Origin of the sequence: Neobacillus novalis NBRC 102450 (assembly GCF_001591805.1) — a bacterium.
GTDB lineage: Bacteria > Bacillota > Bacilli > Bacillales > Cytobacillaceae > Neobacillus > Neobacillus novalis.
In genome coordinates this window covers 17534-33470 of the sequence record NZ_BCVP01000001.1, presented here as the reverse complement: position 1 = coordinate 33470, position 15937 = coordinate 17534, and the positions used below count along the sequence as shown (strand labels likewise).

Below are 15937 nucleotides of genomic sequence, written 5' to 3'. Positions count from 1 at the left end.
CTACGTTTAAGCTTAACATGAATATGGGGGTAGATAGCCGTTTGTAAATGAACCGTTATCCGATTGTAAATTTACATGAAAAACTTACCGCCTTTGGAAGTAAAGTGGATAAAAATAATTTACCTCGAATATAAGCATAGATAAGAATTATTTTGTATATACTGATATGATGTTCAACTGCTCCTGCAAAATTATGATACGATGAAAGCGTGGAAGCGATAAATGGGATAAGGCAGTGAGAAAAAGTGGATGAAAAACAAAAATTATTAGTTATAATTGGTCCGACGGCAGTAGGGAAAACAAAGCTAAGTGTCGAAATGGCCAAACGGTATAACGGTGAAATTATCAGCGGGGATTCGATGCAAATTTACCGGGGAATGGATATTGGGACGGCGAAAATAACCAAGGATGAAATGGAAGGGATTCCCCACCATTTAATTGATATTAAAGATCCATCAGAAAATTTTTCGGTTGCTGAATTTCAACACCTCGTTCGGGCAAAAATAAATGAGATTGCCAAAAAGGGGAAACTTCCGATTATTGCCGGCGGGACAGGGTTGTATATTCAGTCTGTCATTTATGATTACCAATTCTCCGATGTTCCAGGAGATGAATCATTCCGCCAGCACCTTGAAGAAAAGGTAAAGGAAATCGGCAATGAAGCATTACACAAAGAATTAATCGAGGTTGATCCTGAAAGTGCATCACATATCCACCCCAACAATGTAAGAAGGGTCATTCGCGCGCTGGAGATTTTTCAGCTTACTGGTAAAACAATGCAGGAATATCAAAGCAAACAGCAGCCAGAACTTCTTTACAATACGGCCCTGATCGGATTAACGATGGAACGTGACAAGCTGTATGAACGGATTAATGACCGGGTTGATTTGATGGCCGCTGAAGGGCTTTTAGAGGAAGTGAAAAGCTTATATAAACAGGGCTTACGTGATTGTCAATCCATCCAAGCGATTGGCTACAAAGAAATTTATCACTATTTGGATGGATATGTTTCATTAGAAGAGGCTACCCAGAATTTAAAACAAAATTCCCGGCGCTATGCCAAAAGGCAATTGACTTGGTTTCGCAATAAGATGGTGGTAGAATGGTTTGATATGACGGGTGTGAACAATTTCGCAAAAAAAATAACGGAAATTTCACATTATGTTGAAGGAAAGCTTCAAGTAAAATCGAATACATATTAGTAGAGATAAAAGAGGAGGATATACAAATGAAAACGACAATCAATATTCAAGACCAATTTTTAAATCAATGCCGTAAAGATAATATCCATGTGACGGTTTTCCTTCTGAACGGATTCCAATTAAGAGGCCAAATTAAGGGCTTTGATAATTTTACCGTTCTCTTTGAATCAGAAGGGAAACAGCAGCTCGTATATAAACATGCGATTTCAACCTTTGCACCACAAAGAAATGTTCAGCTTGAATTGGATGCCCAATAATCTCTAGATAAATTGAGCCTGCTCGCCGCGGGCTCTTTTTATTTTTCCAAAAAGTGAAGTGAAAATCTTTTTTAATGAATTTAATAAGTTGTGAATACACATAGAATGAAGGAATATGCTTTTCTATGTGCTCATGATTTCAACATTAATCGGATAGATGTTCTTAGCAGCGCTTAAAACCTACCTTGCGGAAACTGTTTGCAGATTGAGAGGTGAAAGCTTTGGATCAACCATTTCGAATGAAAAGTAACGGCCAAATAAGGGTTGTGCTCAATTCCCAAAAAAGAAAAACAGTCACAAAGGAGCTGCCTGATTTTCAAGTTGTTCCAAAGGACATTCCCCCTGAGCACACAGCTCTTAAGGAAATTGAAGAGGAGCTCGGGGCTTTGGTTGGCATGGAAGAAATGAAACGAATGATAAAGGAAATTTATGCTTGGATCTATGTGAACAAGAAACGGGAGGACATGGGGCTAAAGGCGAGAAAACAAGCCCTGCATATGATGTTTAAAGGAAATCCGGGCACAGGAAAAACAACAGTAGCAAGGCTGATAGGAAAACTTTTTCAAAAAATGAACGTGCTGGCGAAGGGCCATTTAATTGAGGCCGAGCGGGCTGATCTTGTTGGGGAATATATCGGGCATACAGCGCAAAAAACGAGGGATTTGATCAAGAAAGCCCAAGGCGGGATTCTGTTTATCGATGAAGCCTATTCGTTAGGCCGTGGCGGGGAAAAGGATTTTGGCAAGGAGGCCATCGATACCCTTGTCAAACATATGGAGGATAAGCAGCATGAATTTATCCTTATTCTTGCGGGATATTCCCGTGAAATGGATTACTTTCTAACCTTAAACCCCGGACTTCATTCGCGCTTTCCCTTAGTGGTAGATTTCCCAGATTATAATATTGACCAGTTGATGGATATTGCCGGAAGAATGCTGTTAGAGAGAGAGTACACGTTAAGTCATGAAGCTGAAAAAAAATTAAGAGATCATTTAATTTGGGTGAAGGCGGTGTTAAACCCAAATACATTTTCAAACGGCAGATATGTCCGTAATGTCATTGAGAAATCCGTTAGGGCCCAAGCGATGCGGCTGTTAATGCTAAATAGTTATGATAGGCATGAACTGATGACGCTGAGAAGCAATGACCTCGTCTTTGAGGAGGATTAGATAATAAAAAAACTCGGCGGACCTGAGCAATCCGCCGAGTTTTTAATGCGTACTAATTCCCTGTGAGGGAAGCTTCCAATCGTAGGTATAGGAAAGCACGCGCAAACTTGTAACAAGCATAAAAAGTGTATATAACTCCCAAGGCTTCGTCGCTATGTTAAGTCCAATGAGTAGGCCGGCAAGAATCGCCCAGACCCCATATATTTCTGACCTTAAGACAATCGGTTTCCGTCCTGCTAATAAATCACGGATGATCCCGCCGCCGCTGCCCGTTAATACGGCTGCAACAATGACGGCACTAAGCGGATGGTTCATGTTCGCCGCATACATGGCGCCCTGGATGGCAAAGGCAGCAAGGCCGATGGCGTCGAACAGATTCCCCCATTTTTGCCAGTGCTTTAGCAGATTGCTTGGAAATAAAAACACGGCTGTAATCGATAATAAGGCAATCTGAAAAAATAAACCCTGCTCCCATAAAGCAGAAACAGGCACACCGATTAGCAGGTTCCGGAATGCTCCGCCGCCAAAAGCGGTAACAATCCCTAATATATAAACCCCAAAAATATCATATTCTTCTTCCATGGCCACAATCGCTCCGCTGACAGCAAAAGCAATCGTGCCAATCATACTTAAAACTTCCCATGTCATTATTTATCCGATTTCCCCTTGATGTCTATTTTATAGAACCGGCCCTATTCACCTTATTAAGGCGGTGTGAGCAGAGCTAGGGTTCACTTTGTTCATTGCCTAAAAATGTATATTAACCAGTTAAACTTATCTTTACTAATTCGTTAATGCGGCGCTCCGCCCCTTTTCCATAAACATTAAAATTCTATCACGTTGCAGAAAAATTACAACAAATATTTTTACAAGGTAATAATAAGGAAAAATTAGAGAATACATGCGTTTTTTGTTATGATGAGTGGTAGAGTTTTTTAGGGAAGGGTGTTGCCTTGTGGAGCAAAAAGAAACAAAAGAGAAAGCCATCCTCGTTGGCTGTCAAACCAGTGGGGACGATGATTTGCGTTTTCACTATTCGATGGAAGAGTTAGAGGCATTAACGGAAACCGCTCAAGGTGAAGTGTTGGTCTCTGTCGTTCAAAAACGGGAGCGCCGCCATCCAGCAACCTATATCGGAAAAGGCAAAGTGGAAGAATTAAATACGCTCGTTGAGGAACTTGAGGCGGATATTGTCATCTTTAATGATGAACTTTCTCCAAGTCAAAAGAGAAATCTAGCCTCCCAGGTGAATGCCAGAATTATTGACCGAACCCAGCTCATTTTAGATATCTTTGCCCAAAGGGCCCGCTCTAAAGAAGGCAAACTGCAGGTTGAGCTTGCGCAGCTGCAATACATACTTCCGCGCCTGGCCGGCCAGGGGATTGCCTTATCCCGTCTTGGTGCCGGGATTGGGACGAGAGGACCTGGGGAAACGAAACTAGAATCGGACCGTCGTCATATCCGCCGCAGAATCGACGATATTAAAACCCAACTTTCGGTCATCGTTCAGCACCGCGATCGCTACCGGGAAAGAAGAAAGAAAAACAAAGCCTTTCAAGTCGCGATTGTCGGCTACACGAATGCCGGGAAATCAACGCTTTTCAATCGCTTATCCGAGGCCGATTCATACGAGGAAAATCAATTATTTGCCACGCTTGATCCAATGACACGTAAATTGATTTTACCAAGCGGATTTTTATCGTTAATTACCGATACTGTTGGTTTTATTCAAGACCTGCCGACAACGTTAATTGCCGCATTCCGCTCCACACTTGAGGAAGTCAAGGAAGCGGACCTGCTGCTACATGTTGTGGATATGTCCAATCCGGATTATTTTCATCATGAAAAAACCGTTAACAAGCTTCTTGAAGACCTAGATATTAAAGATATTCCGCAGTTAACAGTTTATAATAAAAAGGATATCCAGCATCCGGATTTTGTCCCAACTGCCGGTACGCCTACAGCTTTTATCAGCGCATTTAATCAAGATGACCGCCATGCCTTGAAGGAGAAAATGGAAAAGCTTGTGATGGAAATGATGGACCCTTACGAGGTGCAGGTTCCGTCGACAGAAGGCAAGCTGCTTTCGCAATTGAAAAATGAAACGATATTAAGAGAGTTGTCCTTTGATGAAGAGGCGCAAGTTTATCGCTGTAAAGGGTATACGCTAAAGGACCATCAAATAACAGGGCAATTACTGCAATTCAAAAAATAGATAGGAGCAACAAGATGTTTCAACAATTAAAAAATGGGGAAAAGCTTCAGCCGATTGTGAAAGAAGTCGAACAGCAAATCGCTGAAGTACATAAAGAAATAGACGAAAGAATCGAAACGAATCAATTCCGAGTTTTACAAAGTTTTCAAAACAAACGGGTGAGTGATTCCCACTTTATCCCGTCAACAGGCTATGGATACGATGATATCGGCAGGGATACATTGGAATTAATCTATGCAGATGTCTTTGGCGGCGAAGCAGGCCTTGTCCGGCCGCAAATTATCTCCGGCACACATGCGATTTCGATTGCCTTATTTGGCGTTCTCCGTCCGGGTGATGAACTCCTTTATATGACCGGCAAACCGTATGATACGTTGGAAGAAATAGTCGGTCTTCGCGGGAATGGGGTTGGCTCATTAAAGGAATTCGGAATTTCCTATGATAGCGTGTCGCTGACTAGTGACGGCGGTATTGACTGGGAGCTAGTTGCCAAAAAAATCAAACCGAATACGAAAATGATTGGCATTCAGCGCTCCAAGGGCTATGCCACGAGGCCATCATTTACGGTTGCCGAAATCGGCGAGATGATCAGGTTTGTGAAGAAAATTAAGCAGGATGTAGTCGTATTTGTTGATAACTGTTACGGGGAATTTGTTGAGGAATTGGAGCCTTGCCATGTCGGGGCAGACTTAATGGCCGGTTCCCTTATTAAAAACCCTGGCGGCGGGATAGTGAAGACCGGCGGGTACATCGTTGGCAAGAAACAATGGGTGGAGGCGTGTTCGTACCGAATGACCTCACCAGGAATTGGGGCAGAGGCGGGTGCATCCCTTTATAGTCTGCAAGAAATGTATCAAGGTTTCTTTCTTGCGCCGCACGTTGTCGGCCAGGCGCTAAAAGGCGCCGTATTTACAGCTGCTTTGCTAGAAAAATTAGGAATGAATTCTTCACCGAAATGGAATGCCATGCGGACTGACTTAATTCAAGCTGTACAGTTCGATGACCGCGATAAAATGATTGCTTTTTGCCAGGCAATCCAATTTGCCTCGCCAATTAATTCCTATGTGACGCCATACGCAAGCTATATGCCGGGGTATGAAGATGACGTCATTATGGCAGCAGGCACCTTCATCCAAGGTGCAAGCATTGAACTCACTGCTGATGGTCCTATCCGGCCTCCATATGTGGCCTATGTTCAGGGCGGTTTAACCTATGCCCATGTAAAAATGGCAGTTTGTCTGGCGCTAGATCATTTGCTTGAAAAAGGTTTAGTTGAATTAAATTAGGGAAAATTGGGTAAAGGACAACTTATGGGGAGTTGTCCTTTTCCATGAATAAAAAACCATGTTAGATTTCCTGACATGAGATTGACATCATACCTAACAGCAAATATAATAGCAATATGATTTACCAGAAGGAGGAGAAAGTTGGTGAGTGGAAAGGAAATTCGCCGTTCCATGCCCCTGTTTCCCATCGGAACTGTCATGCAGCTAACAGATTTAACAGCAAGACAAATCCGCTATTATGAAGAACACCAATTGATTTCTCCAGCAAGAACCGAGGGAAACCGGCGTTTATTTAGTTTAATTGATATTGATCGACTTTTAGAAATCAAAGATTTACTTGATCAAGGTGTCAACATGGCTGGCATTAAACAGCTGTTCATGGTCAAGGAGCAATTAACAACCATGACTGAGAAGCAAACAGAAAAAGCGAAGCCTGATTTAACAAATGAGCAGCTTAGAAAATTGCTGCGCAACGAATTATTGCACTCGGGAAGATTGAACCGTTCTTCACTGCGACAGGGCGATATTTCACGCTTTTTTCACTAGGCTATGTTAAAGAATATTGTTGATTTTGATCACAATGTTGATTGGAGTGGAAGGCGCGAGACTCCTGCGGGATCAGCGGGACAGGTGAGACCCCGCAGGCGCTTTAGCGCCGAGGAGGCTCACCGCCCGCCCCGCGGAAAGCGAAGCGCCTGGAACGGAAATCAACATTCCCTTTTAACAAAGCCTTTCACTAAAGAAAAAGTTTTAAATACCATTGGAGGTTTTACTGTGGCAAAGTATTCAAGAGAAGACATTAAGCGGTTGGCATCAGAGGAAAATGTGAAATTTATTCGCCTGCAATTTACAGATATTCTTGGAACCATAAAAAACGTAGAAATTCCAATTAGCCAATTAGAAAAGGCACTTGATAACAAAATGATGTTCGACGGATCTTCAATTGAGGGGTTTGTTCGGATTGAAGAGTCTGACATGTATCTGTTTCCAGATTTAGATACTTGGGTTGTTTTTCCTTGGACAGCGGAAAAAGGAAAAGTTGCCCGCTTAATTTGCGATATTCACAATTCAGACCGCACTCCATTTGGCGGCGATCCGCGCAATAACTTAAAACGTGTTTTAAAAGAAATGAGGGAGTTTGGCTTTACAGATTTTAATCTTGGACCTGAGCCAGAATTCTTCTTGTTCAAATTAGATGATAAAGGGCAGCCAACATTAGAACTAAATGATCATGGCGGATATTTCGATCTTGCTCCACATGATCTCGGTGAAAACTGCCGCCGTGACATCGTACTCGAGTTGGAAGAAATGGGCTTTGAAATCGAAGCTTCCCACCATGAGGTAGCTCCTGGACAGCACGAAATTGATTTTAAATATGCGGATGCCTTAACAGCATGTGACCAAATCCAAACATTCAAGCTTGTCGTGAAAACAATCGCCCGTAAACACGGCCTGCACGCGACGTTCATGCCAAAACCATTATTCGGTGTGAATGGTTCCGGGATGCATATGAACCTCTCATTATTTAAAAATGGTGAAAATGCCTTTTATGAGCCGACTGGCGATCTTCAAATGAGTGATACAGCACGCCAATTCATTGCCGGTATTTTAAAACACGCTCCGAGCTTTACAGCGGTCACCAATCCTACTGTTAACTCGTATAAGCGTCTTGTACCCGGCTATGAGGCACCATGTTACGTCGCGTGGTCCGCACAAAACCGTTCACCTTTAGTCCGTATTCCCGCTTCACGCGGATTAAGTACACGTGTAGAAGTGCGAAGTGTCGACCCGGCAGCAAACCCATATCTTGCCATGGCTGTGCTTTTGAAAGCTGGATTAGAAGGAATAAAAAATAAACTAACTCCGCCGGCACCTGTTGACCGTAATATTTATGTGATGAGCAAGGAGGAAAGAATCGAAGAGGGAATCATCGATCTCCCAGCAACATTAGCACAGGCATTAGATACGTTAAAGGCTGACGATGCCATTGTATCTGCTCTTGGCGAGCATATCTTCGAACACTTCCTAGAGGCAAAAGAAATTGAATGGGATATGTTCCGCACGGTTGTACACCAATGGGAACGTGATCAATATATGAGCATGTATTAATCAAGAACAAACCCTTAGCACAAGTGCTAAGGGTTTGTTTTTTCGTGTCCTTATTTATCGCTGTCTTGATTTAAGAGTTTAAACCTTTTTAGGACGGCATCACCACCAATTCCAGCAATGATCGAAAAAATGATCATCTCGACAAATGAATTTGGAGCGGCATACAAAACAAGGAGAAGAGCAGCAACTGCACCTAGAAGCAATTCTTCTAGAAAACCGAGATAAATGAACCTTTTTGTTTTCCGTGGCATAATAATTTTGCCGTACTTTCGAACATGTCCAATAATCCCAACCGACCCACCAATCACTAACGAGAAAATAATGTTCGTTAACACCGTTCCTCACACTCCTTAAGCCGTTTATTTTTGGACCTAAGGTAAATCATGGTGTAGTTCAATTATATTAAAGATTAACAATATCAGCATGGGTAAATATACTGAATTTTCAATATATCGAACAGAGAAATATTATTTATAAAGTTTTTTCCCAATAGAAAAGAGCTGGTATACGCCAGCTCTTTTACTATTAATGGATATGGCGATAAACCCCAATGACTTTTCCGAGGATGGAAACATTCCTTAAAATAATCGGGTCCATCGTAGAATTTTCCGGCTGCAGGCGGATATAGTCCTTTTCTTTAAAAAATCGTTTGCATGTAGCCTCATCTTCTTCGGTCATGGCAACAACTATATCACCGTTATTCGCCGTTTGCTGCTGTTTGACAATGACATAGTCACCGTCAAGGATTCCAGCCTCAATCATGCTCTCACCCATGATTTCCAACATAAAGACTTGTTCATCAGCTGGTGCCAAGCTTTCTGGCAGAGGGAAGTACTCTTCCACGTTTTCGATGGCTGTAATTGGCAAACCGGCGGTAACTTTCCCAACTACTGGAACATTGACTACTTTGTTTCTCGGGATATGCGCGGCTTCATCCACTTCTAGTATTTCGATTGCTCTTGGCTTCGTAGGATCCCGTCTAATGAGCCCTTTAGTCTCCAGTCTTGCTAGATGACCGTGAACAGTAGAGCTGGAAGCTAGTCCAACTGCTTCGCCAATTTCTCTTACGGAAGGTGGATAGCCTTTACTCCTAACTTCCGACTTGATGAAATCCAGAATATCCTGTTGACGCTTTGATATTTTTCCCATGATAAAAGCACCTCGCCTGGTTAATGTTGACTCTATTATAGCATGTTCGCCAATTTTATACAAACATAAGTTCGAATTAATTGTTGACAACAAACGAATGTTCGGATTATAATAAAATCAACAAAAAGAGAACGTATATTCCTATGAGGGGTGTAATCATGAGAAAAATCTGGAACCAATATTCGTATGCCATTACTCTTATTATTTTAAGCTGTTCATTAGCTATCGTACTATCGATTCAAAATCATACCAATGACAAGGAAAATTACCTCCAGGTTAAGATTTCTGAAGGGGATTCACTTTGGGAAATCTCGAAGCAATATTCCGGGCAGCACACTTTAACGACCGAAGAGTTCGTAAGCTGGGTTAAAAGGCATAATGAAAATATCGATGATCACATTTTTCCTGGTAAAGAAATCATCATTCCTGTAAATAAAATCACATCTGCAACTACAACAGAATTAGCCGGCGCTTTCGGAGACTAGAAAGGAATTATAATGAAAGCAATAATATATTGTCGTGTCAGTACAAATAAAGAAACACAAGAATCATCCTTAAATCGTCAGGAAGAGGAACTAATCCAGCTTGCCCAACAATATCAATTTGAAGTTGACACAATCATTAAGGAGAAGGCAAGCGGCTATGATTTTGAAAGAGAAGGCATCCTTCAAGTATTAGATCGAATAAAGGATAAACAGGTCCAAGCCCTGTTAATTCAAGATGAAACAAGGCTTGGCAGGGGAAACGCTAAGATTGCGCTTTTGCATTGTATAATGAAAGAGGGAACAAAACTTTACTGTATTTCTCATAATGGCGAATTACAGCTTTCGGAGTCGGATTCGATGGTCTTAAAAATTGTCAGTATGGTGGAGGAATACCAGCGGAAGCTGCATAACGTGAAAATTAAACGTGGGATGAAACGGGCCGTACAGCAGGGGTATAAGCCGGAAGAAAATTTGAAAAATCTCGGAGGCTCTTCTGGCAGAGAGAAAATCGAAGTGCCGGTTGAAGAAATTGTCCGCTTAAGAAAAAATGATTTAACGTTTGCCGAAATAGCAGCAACCTTTAGGGGATTTGGTCATAACATCTCTAAAGCAACTGTACACAGGAGATACCAAGAATACCTTGCCTCTAAAGAAGAATAATGCTTTTACCTTGTCAAGAAGCCTCTTTTTTAGTAAAATCGTATGACATTACAGATTCTTTACCGAAAGGAAGGTTCTTGAATGCTATCGAAAGAAAAAATGGCTAGAATCAATGAGCTGGCAAGAAAAGCAAAAGCGGCAGGATTAACGGAGACAGAAGCAAAAGAACAATCGCAATTAAGAAGCGAATATTTGTCAACATTCCGTTCAAGTATGCTCGATACATTAACAAATACAAAGTTTATTGATCCAGAAGGAAACGACGTAACACCGGAAAAAATTAAAATAAGGAAAAAAAATACACTTCATTAATTTTAAAGGAATACACATTTGTATTCCTTTTCTACATATATCAGCAACTTCTGTGTCAAAATAAGAAACAAAATGACTTTTGCAGCTTATTTCAGTGCTATCGGTTGAATTATAGACTGCAGCAATATAATATTAATGATGTGTTTAGTAACCCTGTAATTAAGAAAGGATGTAATTCATGTTTAATACTATTGATGATTTATCAGTTACCTCAATTCGGACGCTTGCCATTGATGCAATCGAGAAAGCAAACTCAGGACACCCTGGGATGCCGATGGGCGCTGCACCAATGACCTATACATTATGGACTCGCTTTATGAACCAAAACCCAAAGAATCCCCATTGGTTTAACCGTGATCGCTTTGTGTTATCAGCTGGTCATGGCTCTGCCTTGTTATACAGCATGCTCCACTTATCCGGCTACAAGCTTAGCATGGATGATTTAAAGCAATTCCGTCAATGGGGAAGTAAAACGCCTGGACACCCTGAGTACGGCCACACAGAAGGTGTAGAAGCAACAACTGGCCCGCTTGGCCAGGGGATTGCGATGGCAGTTGGCATGGCGATAGCAGAACGACATGTCGCAAGTGTTTATAATAAAGATAATTATGAACTTGTGAACCATTTTACATACAGCATTTGCGGTGATGGCGACTTAATGGAAGGTGTGTCTGCGGAAGCTGCATCACTTGCCGGACACCTGAAATTAGGACGGTTAGTTGTGCTCTATGATTCCAATGATATTTCTCTTGATGGCGACCTAGATAAATCTTTCTCTGAGAGTGTTAAGGGACGCTTTGAGGCGTACGGCTGGCAATATCTTCGCGTTGAAGATGGCAATAATCTTGAAGAAATTGCGAAAGCCATTGAAGAGTCTAGAAATGACCTAGACCGGCCGACGATGATTGAGGTAAGAACAGTAATCGGTTATGGTTCCCCGAACCGAGCTGGAACTTCAGGTGTACACGGAATGCCGCTCGGTGCAGATGAGTTAAAGCTGACAAAAGAAGCATATAAATGGACGTTCGAAGAAGATTTCCATGTACCACAGGAAGTTTACGACAACTTCCAAAAACTCATTGCTGAAAATGGTGAGAAGAAGGAAAGAGAATGGAATGACCTTTTTGCCCAGTATAAAAAAGAATATCCTGAACTAGCCACACAGCTGGAGCAGGCATTGAAAAATGAACTCCCTGAAGGCTGGGACAAAGATATTCCGGTTTACAGTGAAGGGAAAAGCCTTGCAAGCCGCGCTTCTTCAGGTGAAGTATTAAATAGCATTGCGAAAAACCTACCTATTTTTATCGGTGGTTCTGCGGATCTTGCTGGTTCGAATAAAACGATGATTAAAGGTTCAAAAGACTATATGCCTGGTTCCTATGAAGGCCGGAATTTCTGGTTTGGTGTCCGTGAATTTGCAATGGGTGCTGCGATGAATGGAATTGCCTTGCATGGCGGAGCGAAAGTATTTGGCGGAACGTTCTTTGTCTTCTCTGATTACGTGCGTCCGGCCATTCGTCTTGCTGCGTTAATGGGATTACCGGTAACATACGTATTTACCCATGATAGTATCGCGGTTGGAGAAGACGGCCCAACACACGAACCAATCGAACAGCTTGCTGCCCTACGTGCGATGCCTGGATTATCGATTATTCGTCCTGCAGATGGTAACGAAACAGCGGCAGCTTGGAAGCTGGCGGTTGAGTCAACGAACAAGCCAACAGTGCTCGTATTGACACGTCAAGATTTACCAACATTAAAAGGAACGGATACAAATGCATATGAGGGAGTTTCAAAAGGTGCCTATGTCGTTTCACCTTCAGAACGCAATACTCCAGATGCGTTGCTGTTGGCGACGGGTTCAGAGGTTAGCCTTGCTGTTGAAGCACAAAAAGCACTGGCTGGCGATGGTGTTCACGTTTCTGTGGTCAGTATGCCATCATGGGACCGCTTCGAGCAGCAATCCCAAGAATACAAAGACTCCGTCCTTCCGAAAAATGTGAAAAAACGTCTTGGAATTGAAGTCGGCGCATCATTCGGCTGGCACAAATACACGGGCGATGAAGGCGATGTCTTAGCAATTGACAAATTCGGCGCATCTGCACCGGGAGAAAAGATTATGGAAGAATACGGCTTTACCGTAAATAACGTCGTTGCACGAGTTAAGGCGTTATTGAATAAATAAAAACGTTACATTCAAGTGAGAACGGAAAAATTCCGTTCTCCTTTTTTTTGATTACCATAAAATTTAATAATATTGAAGGAATCTTAAATAAATCTACCGAATTCATAGTACAATCGGTTAGAAACTTGGAATTCGACAAAATTAGTGGAAGTTTTTGCCGCCGTAAGACAAATGTTTCGCTTGCCATTTTTTATAATGGTTAAAAGGGTAATCAACGAAGGGGAGAACCGTGGTGAGAAAATATCAGCTTTATTTAATAGAAGATGAATTTGCTGCCCATTACTTCGGAAGAGAGCGATTGTTCTTTCAGCTTTTTATGGAACATCAAAAAGCAGACGGTGAACTAAAATTTATTACAGAAAAACAAATTTCTTATATAACTAAAAGGGTTGAGGCCTTGAAAATCCATCAGCTAATTCAAAAACAGCTAAGTAGAATAAAAGGATTTAAAGCGGAGCAGGGTGCATACTCGATAGAAATAAGCGGAAAACTAAGTACTGCCAAATTAGAAGTTTTTCAAGAATTGATAACAGTAGAGGCTGGCGGCAGCTATGAAGCAGAAACGGCGTTTTTTGAAGTGCTGCGAAAATGCGAGTCTTCCTTTTTAGCGCTAGACCTTGATCACCAGCGTTATGGCTGGTTAAAGCCGATTAAGGAAAGAAAATTTATCTAATTGAAAGCAGATATTGTCTAATCCTGTTTTTTTTAGTACACTGTATGGTAGACAACATGAAGGAGGAAGTTGAATGGGTACAACAGGAATTGCGATTCTAGTTGGTATACTGGCATTAGCTGCTGGTGTAGCGCTAGGATTTTTCATTGCTCGCAAATATATGATGAGCTATTTGAAGAAAAATCCGCCAATTAATGAACAAATGTTAAAAATGATGATGATGCAAATGGGACAAAAACCATCTCAGAAGAAAATCAACCAAATGATGCAAGCTATGAACAAGCAACAATCTAAATAGAACCGGACAAGCACTCCATATGAATGGGTGCTTTTTTCATGCTTTAAAACTCTGGTTTCGAAATCTTTATTATTTTAGAAATATTTGATAAAATAAAACCGCAACTGGTTGGATTGGGATGGATGCAGTATTTCAAAGAAACAAAGTTAACGGTTGGATTTTAGAAGTGTTTTGGGGGAGGTTTAATGAAAGTTTTTTTAGAATTAGGTTGGTTTTTTAAGCAGGAGAAAAAAGCGTACATATCAGGGGTTTTCCTTTTGCTGATCGTGGCACTGCTCCAGTTAGTACCGCCGAAGGTAATCGGGATTATTGCTGACCATATAAATGAAGGCACGATTACAAAAGCGATGTTGGTGGAATGGGTTATCGTCCTTGTTGGTGTCGGGATTGCGATGTATGTCCTAAGGTATTATTGGAGAATCATGATTTTTGGTTCATCGGTTAAACTGAGTAAAATTTTAAGGAATCGCTTATATCAACATTTTACGAATATGTCACCAGCTTTTTATCAGAAAAGCCGTGTTGGAGATCTGATGGCACATGCAACCAACGACTTGTCCGCCATCCAGCAAACAGCAGGGGCAGGGGTCTTAACACTCGTAGACTCCCTTTCAACGGGCGGGTTTGTAATCATTGCAATGGCCTTTACAATCAGCTGGAAATTAACGTTAATTTGTTTAATTCCGATGCCATTTATGGCGATGCTGACTAGCTGGTTTGGAACGATGCTGCATAAAAGTTTTTATAAGGCCCAGGAAGCGTTCTCGTCACTAAATGATAAGACACAGGAAAGTATTTCCGGGATAAAGGTCATCAAAACGTTTGGACAGGAACAGGAAGATATTGAAGATTTTCGGAAACAATCAGAAGATGTGGTTCAGAAAAATATTGTCGTCGCGAAAATCGACTCACTCTATGACCCTACCATTTCCATCATCACCGGGATTTCCTTTTTCTTATCGATCGCATTTGGGGCCAAGTATGTCCTTAATGATGAATTATCGATTGGTGAATTAATCTCGTTTACCACCTATCTAGGGTTATTAATTTGGCCAATGCTGGCGTTTGGCTGGCTGTTTAACATCGTGGAACGCGGCCGCGCTTCCTACGACCGAGTTGCTACTCTTCTTAGGGAAAAGGTCGAAATCACGGATCATGACAAGGCGCTTGATACCTTGCCGTATGGCGATATTCAGTATCAAATCGCTGAATTTACCTACCCAGGAGATTCACAGCCACTCTTAAATGATATTTTCCTTTCGCTAAATGCCGGGGAAACACTCGGAATTGTCGGTAAAACGGGTTCAGGCAAAACGACACTGTTAAAACTTCTTATTCGCGAATTTGAAGGCTATCAAGGGGAAATCCTTTTTGGCGGACAAAAACTGCAGGACTATAAGCTCGAAAAATTACGGGAAGCGATTGGCTATGTCCCGCAAGACCATTTCTTATTTTCCGCTACTGTTGCGGAGAACATTGCCTTTACTGACCCAACAGCAACAAGCGAGGAAATCGAACATGCAGCAAAATTAGCCAATATCCATGACGATATCCTTCAATTTACTGATGGGTATCAAACCATTGTCGGTGAACGAGGCGTGTCGTTGTCGGGCGGGCAAAAGCAAAGAATTTCGATTGCCCGCGCGCTGCTTATGAATCCGGAAGTCCTCGTACTCGACGATTCCTTATCAGCAGTAGACGCGAAAACGGAGGAAGCCATCCTTTCCTCCTTAAGGCAAAATCGCAAGGGGAAAACTACCATCATTACCTCGCACCGTTTAAGTGCAATCCAACATGCAAATCTTATTATTGTCCTCGAGAATGGGCAGGTAATCGAACGAGGCACACATGAGGACCTGATGGAATTGGACGAATGGTATAAGGAAATGTATGTACACCAGCAGCTAGAAGAACTTGTTGAGCATGGGGGGCATTAA

At 41.9% G+C, this 15937-nt stretch carries 17 protein-coding genes; 14 read left to right on the top strand and 3 right to left on the bottom strand.

Translation table 11 applies throughout. The features are described 5' to 3' along the window. Window positions 1–245 precede the first annotated feature (245 nt). From miaA to spoVK, 3 genes are all read left to right on the top strand, one after another. The gene (gene miaA / locus BANVL01_RS00175) at window positions 246–1202 is read left to right on the top strand and encodes a tRNA (adenosine(37)-N6)-dimethylallyltransferase MiaA (RefSeq protein WP_066085554.1); all 957 of its coding nucleotides are present in this window, start codon (window positions 246–248) and stop codon (window positions 1200–1202) included. 26 nt (window positions 1203–1228) lie between these two features. Beyond that, on the top strand, window positions 1229–1459 hold the full coding sequence (gene hfq / locus BANVL01_RS00170) for an RNA chaperone Hfq (RefSeq protein WP_066085555.1): 231 nt from the start codon (window positions 1229–1231) through the stop codon (window positions 1457–1459). Between the two features lie 221 nt (window positions 1460–1680). Further along, window positions 1681–2628, top strand: coding sequence for a stage V sporulation protein K (gene spoVK, locus BANVL01_RS00165; RefSeq protein WP_066085562.1), 948 nt, complete (start codon window positions 1681–1683; stop codon window positions 2626–2628). A 42-nt stretch (window positions 2629–2670) separates the two neighbouring features. On the opposite strand, the gene BANVL01_RS00160 is transcribed toward spoVK, so the two are convergent. Beyond that, complete coding sequence (locus BANVL01_RS00160; RefSeq protein ID WP_066085567.1) at window positions 2671–3276, bottom strand: trimeric intracellular cation channel family protein; 606 nt, start codon at window positions 3274–3276, stop codon at window positions 2671–2673. Between the two features lie 307 nt (window positions 3277–3583). On the opposite strand from BANVL01_RS00160, the gene hflX reads away from it, so the two are divergent. From hflX to glnA, 4 genes are all read left to right on the top strand, one after another. Beyond that, window positions 3584–4843 (top strand): GTPase HflX, encoded by a 1260-nt coding sequence (gene hflX, locus BANVL01_RS00155; RefSeq protein ID WP_066085572.1) that lies wholly within the window; start codon window positions 3584–3586, stop codon window positions 4841–4843. Window positions 4844–4857: 14 nt separating this feature from the next. After that, window positions 4858–6129, top strand: a complete 1272-nt coding sequence (locus BANVL01_RS00150) for a methionine gamma-lyase family protein (RefSeq protein WP_066085575.1) — start codon at window positions 4858–4860, stop codon at window positions 6127–6129. A gap of 144 nt (window positions 6130–6273) precedes the next feature. Further along, window positions 6274–6675, top strand: coding sequence for a MerR family transcriptional regulator (locus BANVL01_RS00145; protein WP_066085578.1), 402 nt, complete (start codon window positions 6274–6276; stop codon window positions 6673–6675). A 228-nt stretch (window positions 6676–6903) separates the two neighbouring features. Then, the gene (gene glnA, locus BANVL01_RS00140; RefSeq protein WP_066096351.1) at window positions 6904–8238 is read left to right on the top strand and encodes a type I glutamate--ammonia ligase; all 1335 of its coding nucleotides are present in this window, start codon (window positions 6904–6906) and stop codon (window positions 8236–8238) included. Window positions 8239–8288: 50 nt separating this feature from the next. On the opposite strand, the gene BANVL01_RS00135 is transcribed toward glnA, so the two are convergent. Together BANVL01_RS00135 and lexA are read right to left on the bottom strand one after the other, a co-directional pair. Further along, window positions 8289–8573: a DUF4257 domain-containing protein gene (locus tag BANVL01_RS00135; RefSeq protein ID WP_066085581.1), complete on the bottom strand. Its 285-nt coding sequence runs from the start codon at window positions 8571–8573 to the stop codon at window positions 8289–8291. A 190-nt stretch (window positions 8574–8763) separates the two neighbouring features. Next, entirely contained in the window at window positions 8764–9387 is a 624-nt protein-coding gene (gene lexA, locus BANVL01_RS00130; protein ID WP_066085584.1) for a transcriptional repressor LexA, read from the bottom strand. Window positions 9388–9545: 158 nt separating this feature from the next. Here lexA and yneA point away from each other — a divergent pair, with 158 nt between their 5' ends. From yneA to BANVL01_RS00095, 7 genes are all read left to right on the top strand, one after another. Then, a complete protein-coding gene (yneA, locus tag BANVL01_RS00125) occupies window positions 9546–9872 on the top strand; it encodes a cell division suppressor protein YneA (protein WP_066147650.1) in 327 nt (108 codons plus the stop codon). A 12-nt stretch (window positions 9873–9884) separates the two neighbouring features. Further along, on the top strand, window positions 9885–10532 hold the full coding sequence (locus BANVL01_RS00120; protein ID WP_066085586.1) for a YneB family resolvase-like protein: 648 nt from the start codon (window positions 9885–9887) through the stop codon (window positions 10530–10532). Window positions 10533–10613: 81 nt separating this feature from the next. Continuing rightward, window positions 10614–10844, top strand: a complete 231-nt coding sequence (locus BANVL01_RS00115) for a DUF896 domain-containing protein (protein ID WP_066085589.1) — start codon at window positions 10614–10616, stop codon at window positions 10842–10844. 178 nt (window positions 10845–11022) lie between these two features. Then, complete coding sequence (tkt, locus tag BANVL01_RS00110) at window positions 11023–13029, top strand: transketolase (protein WP_066085592.1); 2007 nt, start codon at window positions 11023–11025, stop codon at window positions 13027–13029. A gap of 232 nt (window positions 13030–13261) precedes the next feature. Next, a complete protein-coding gene (gene sirA, locus BANVL01_RS00105; RefSeq protein ID WP_066085594.1) occupies window positions 13262–13702 on the top strand; it encodes a sporulation inhibitor of replication protein SirA in 441 nt (146 codons plus the stop codon). Window positions 13703–13775: 73 nt separating this feature from the next. Beyond that, complete coding sequence (locus tag BANVL01_RS00100; protein WP_066085596.1) at window positions 13776–14000, top strand: YneF family protein; 225 nt, start codon at window positions 13776–13778, stop codon at window positions 13998–14000. 185 nt (window positions 14001–14185) lie between these two features. Beyond that, a complete protein-coding gene (locus BANVL01_RS00095; RefSeq protein WP_066085598.1) occupies window positions 14186–15937 on the top strand; it encodes an ABC transporter transmembrane domain-containing protein in 1752 nt (583 codons plus the stop codon).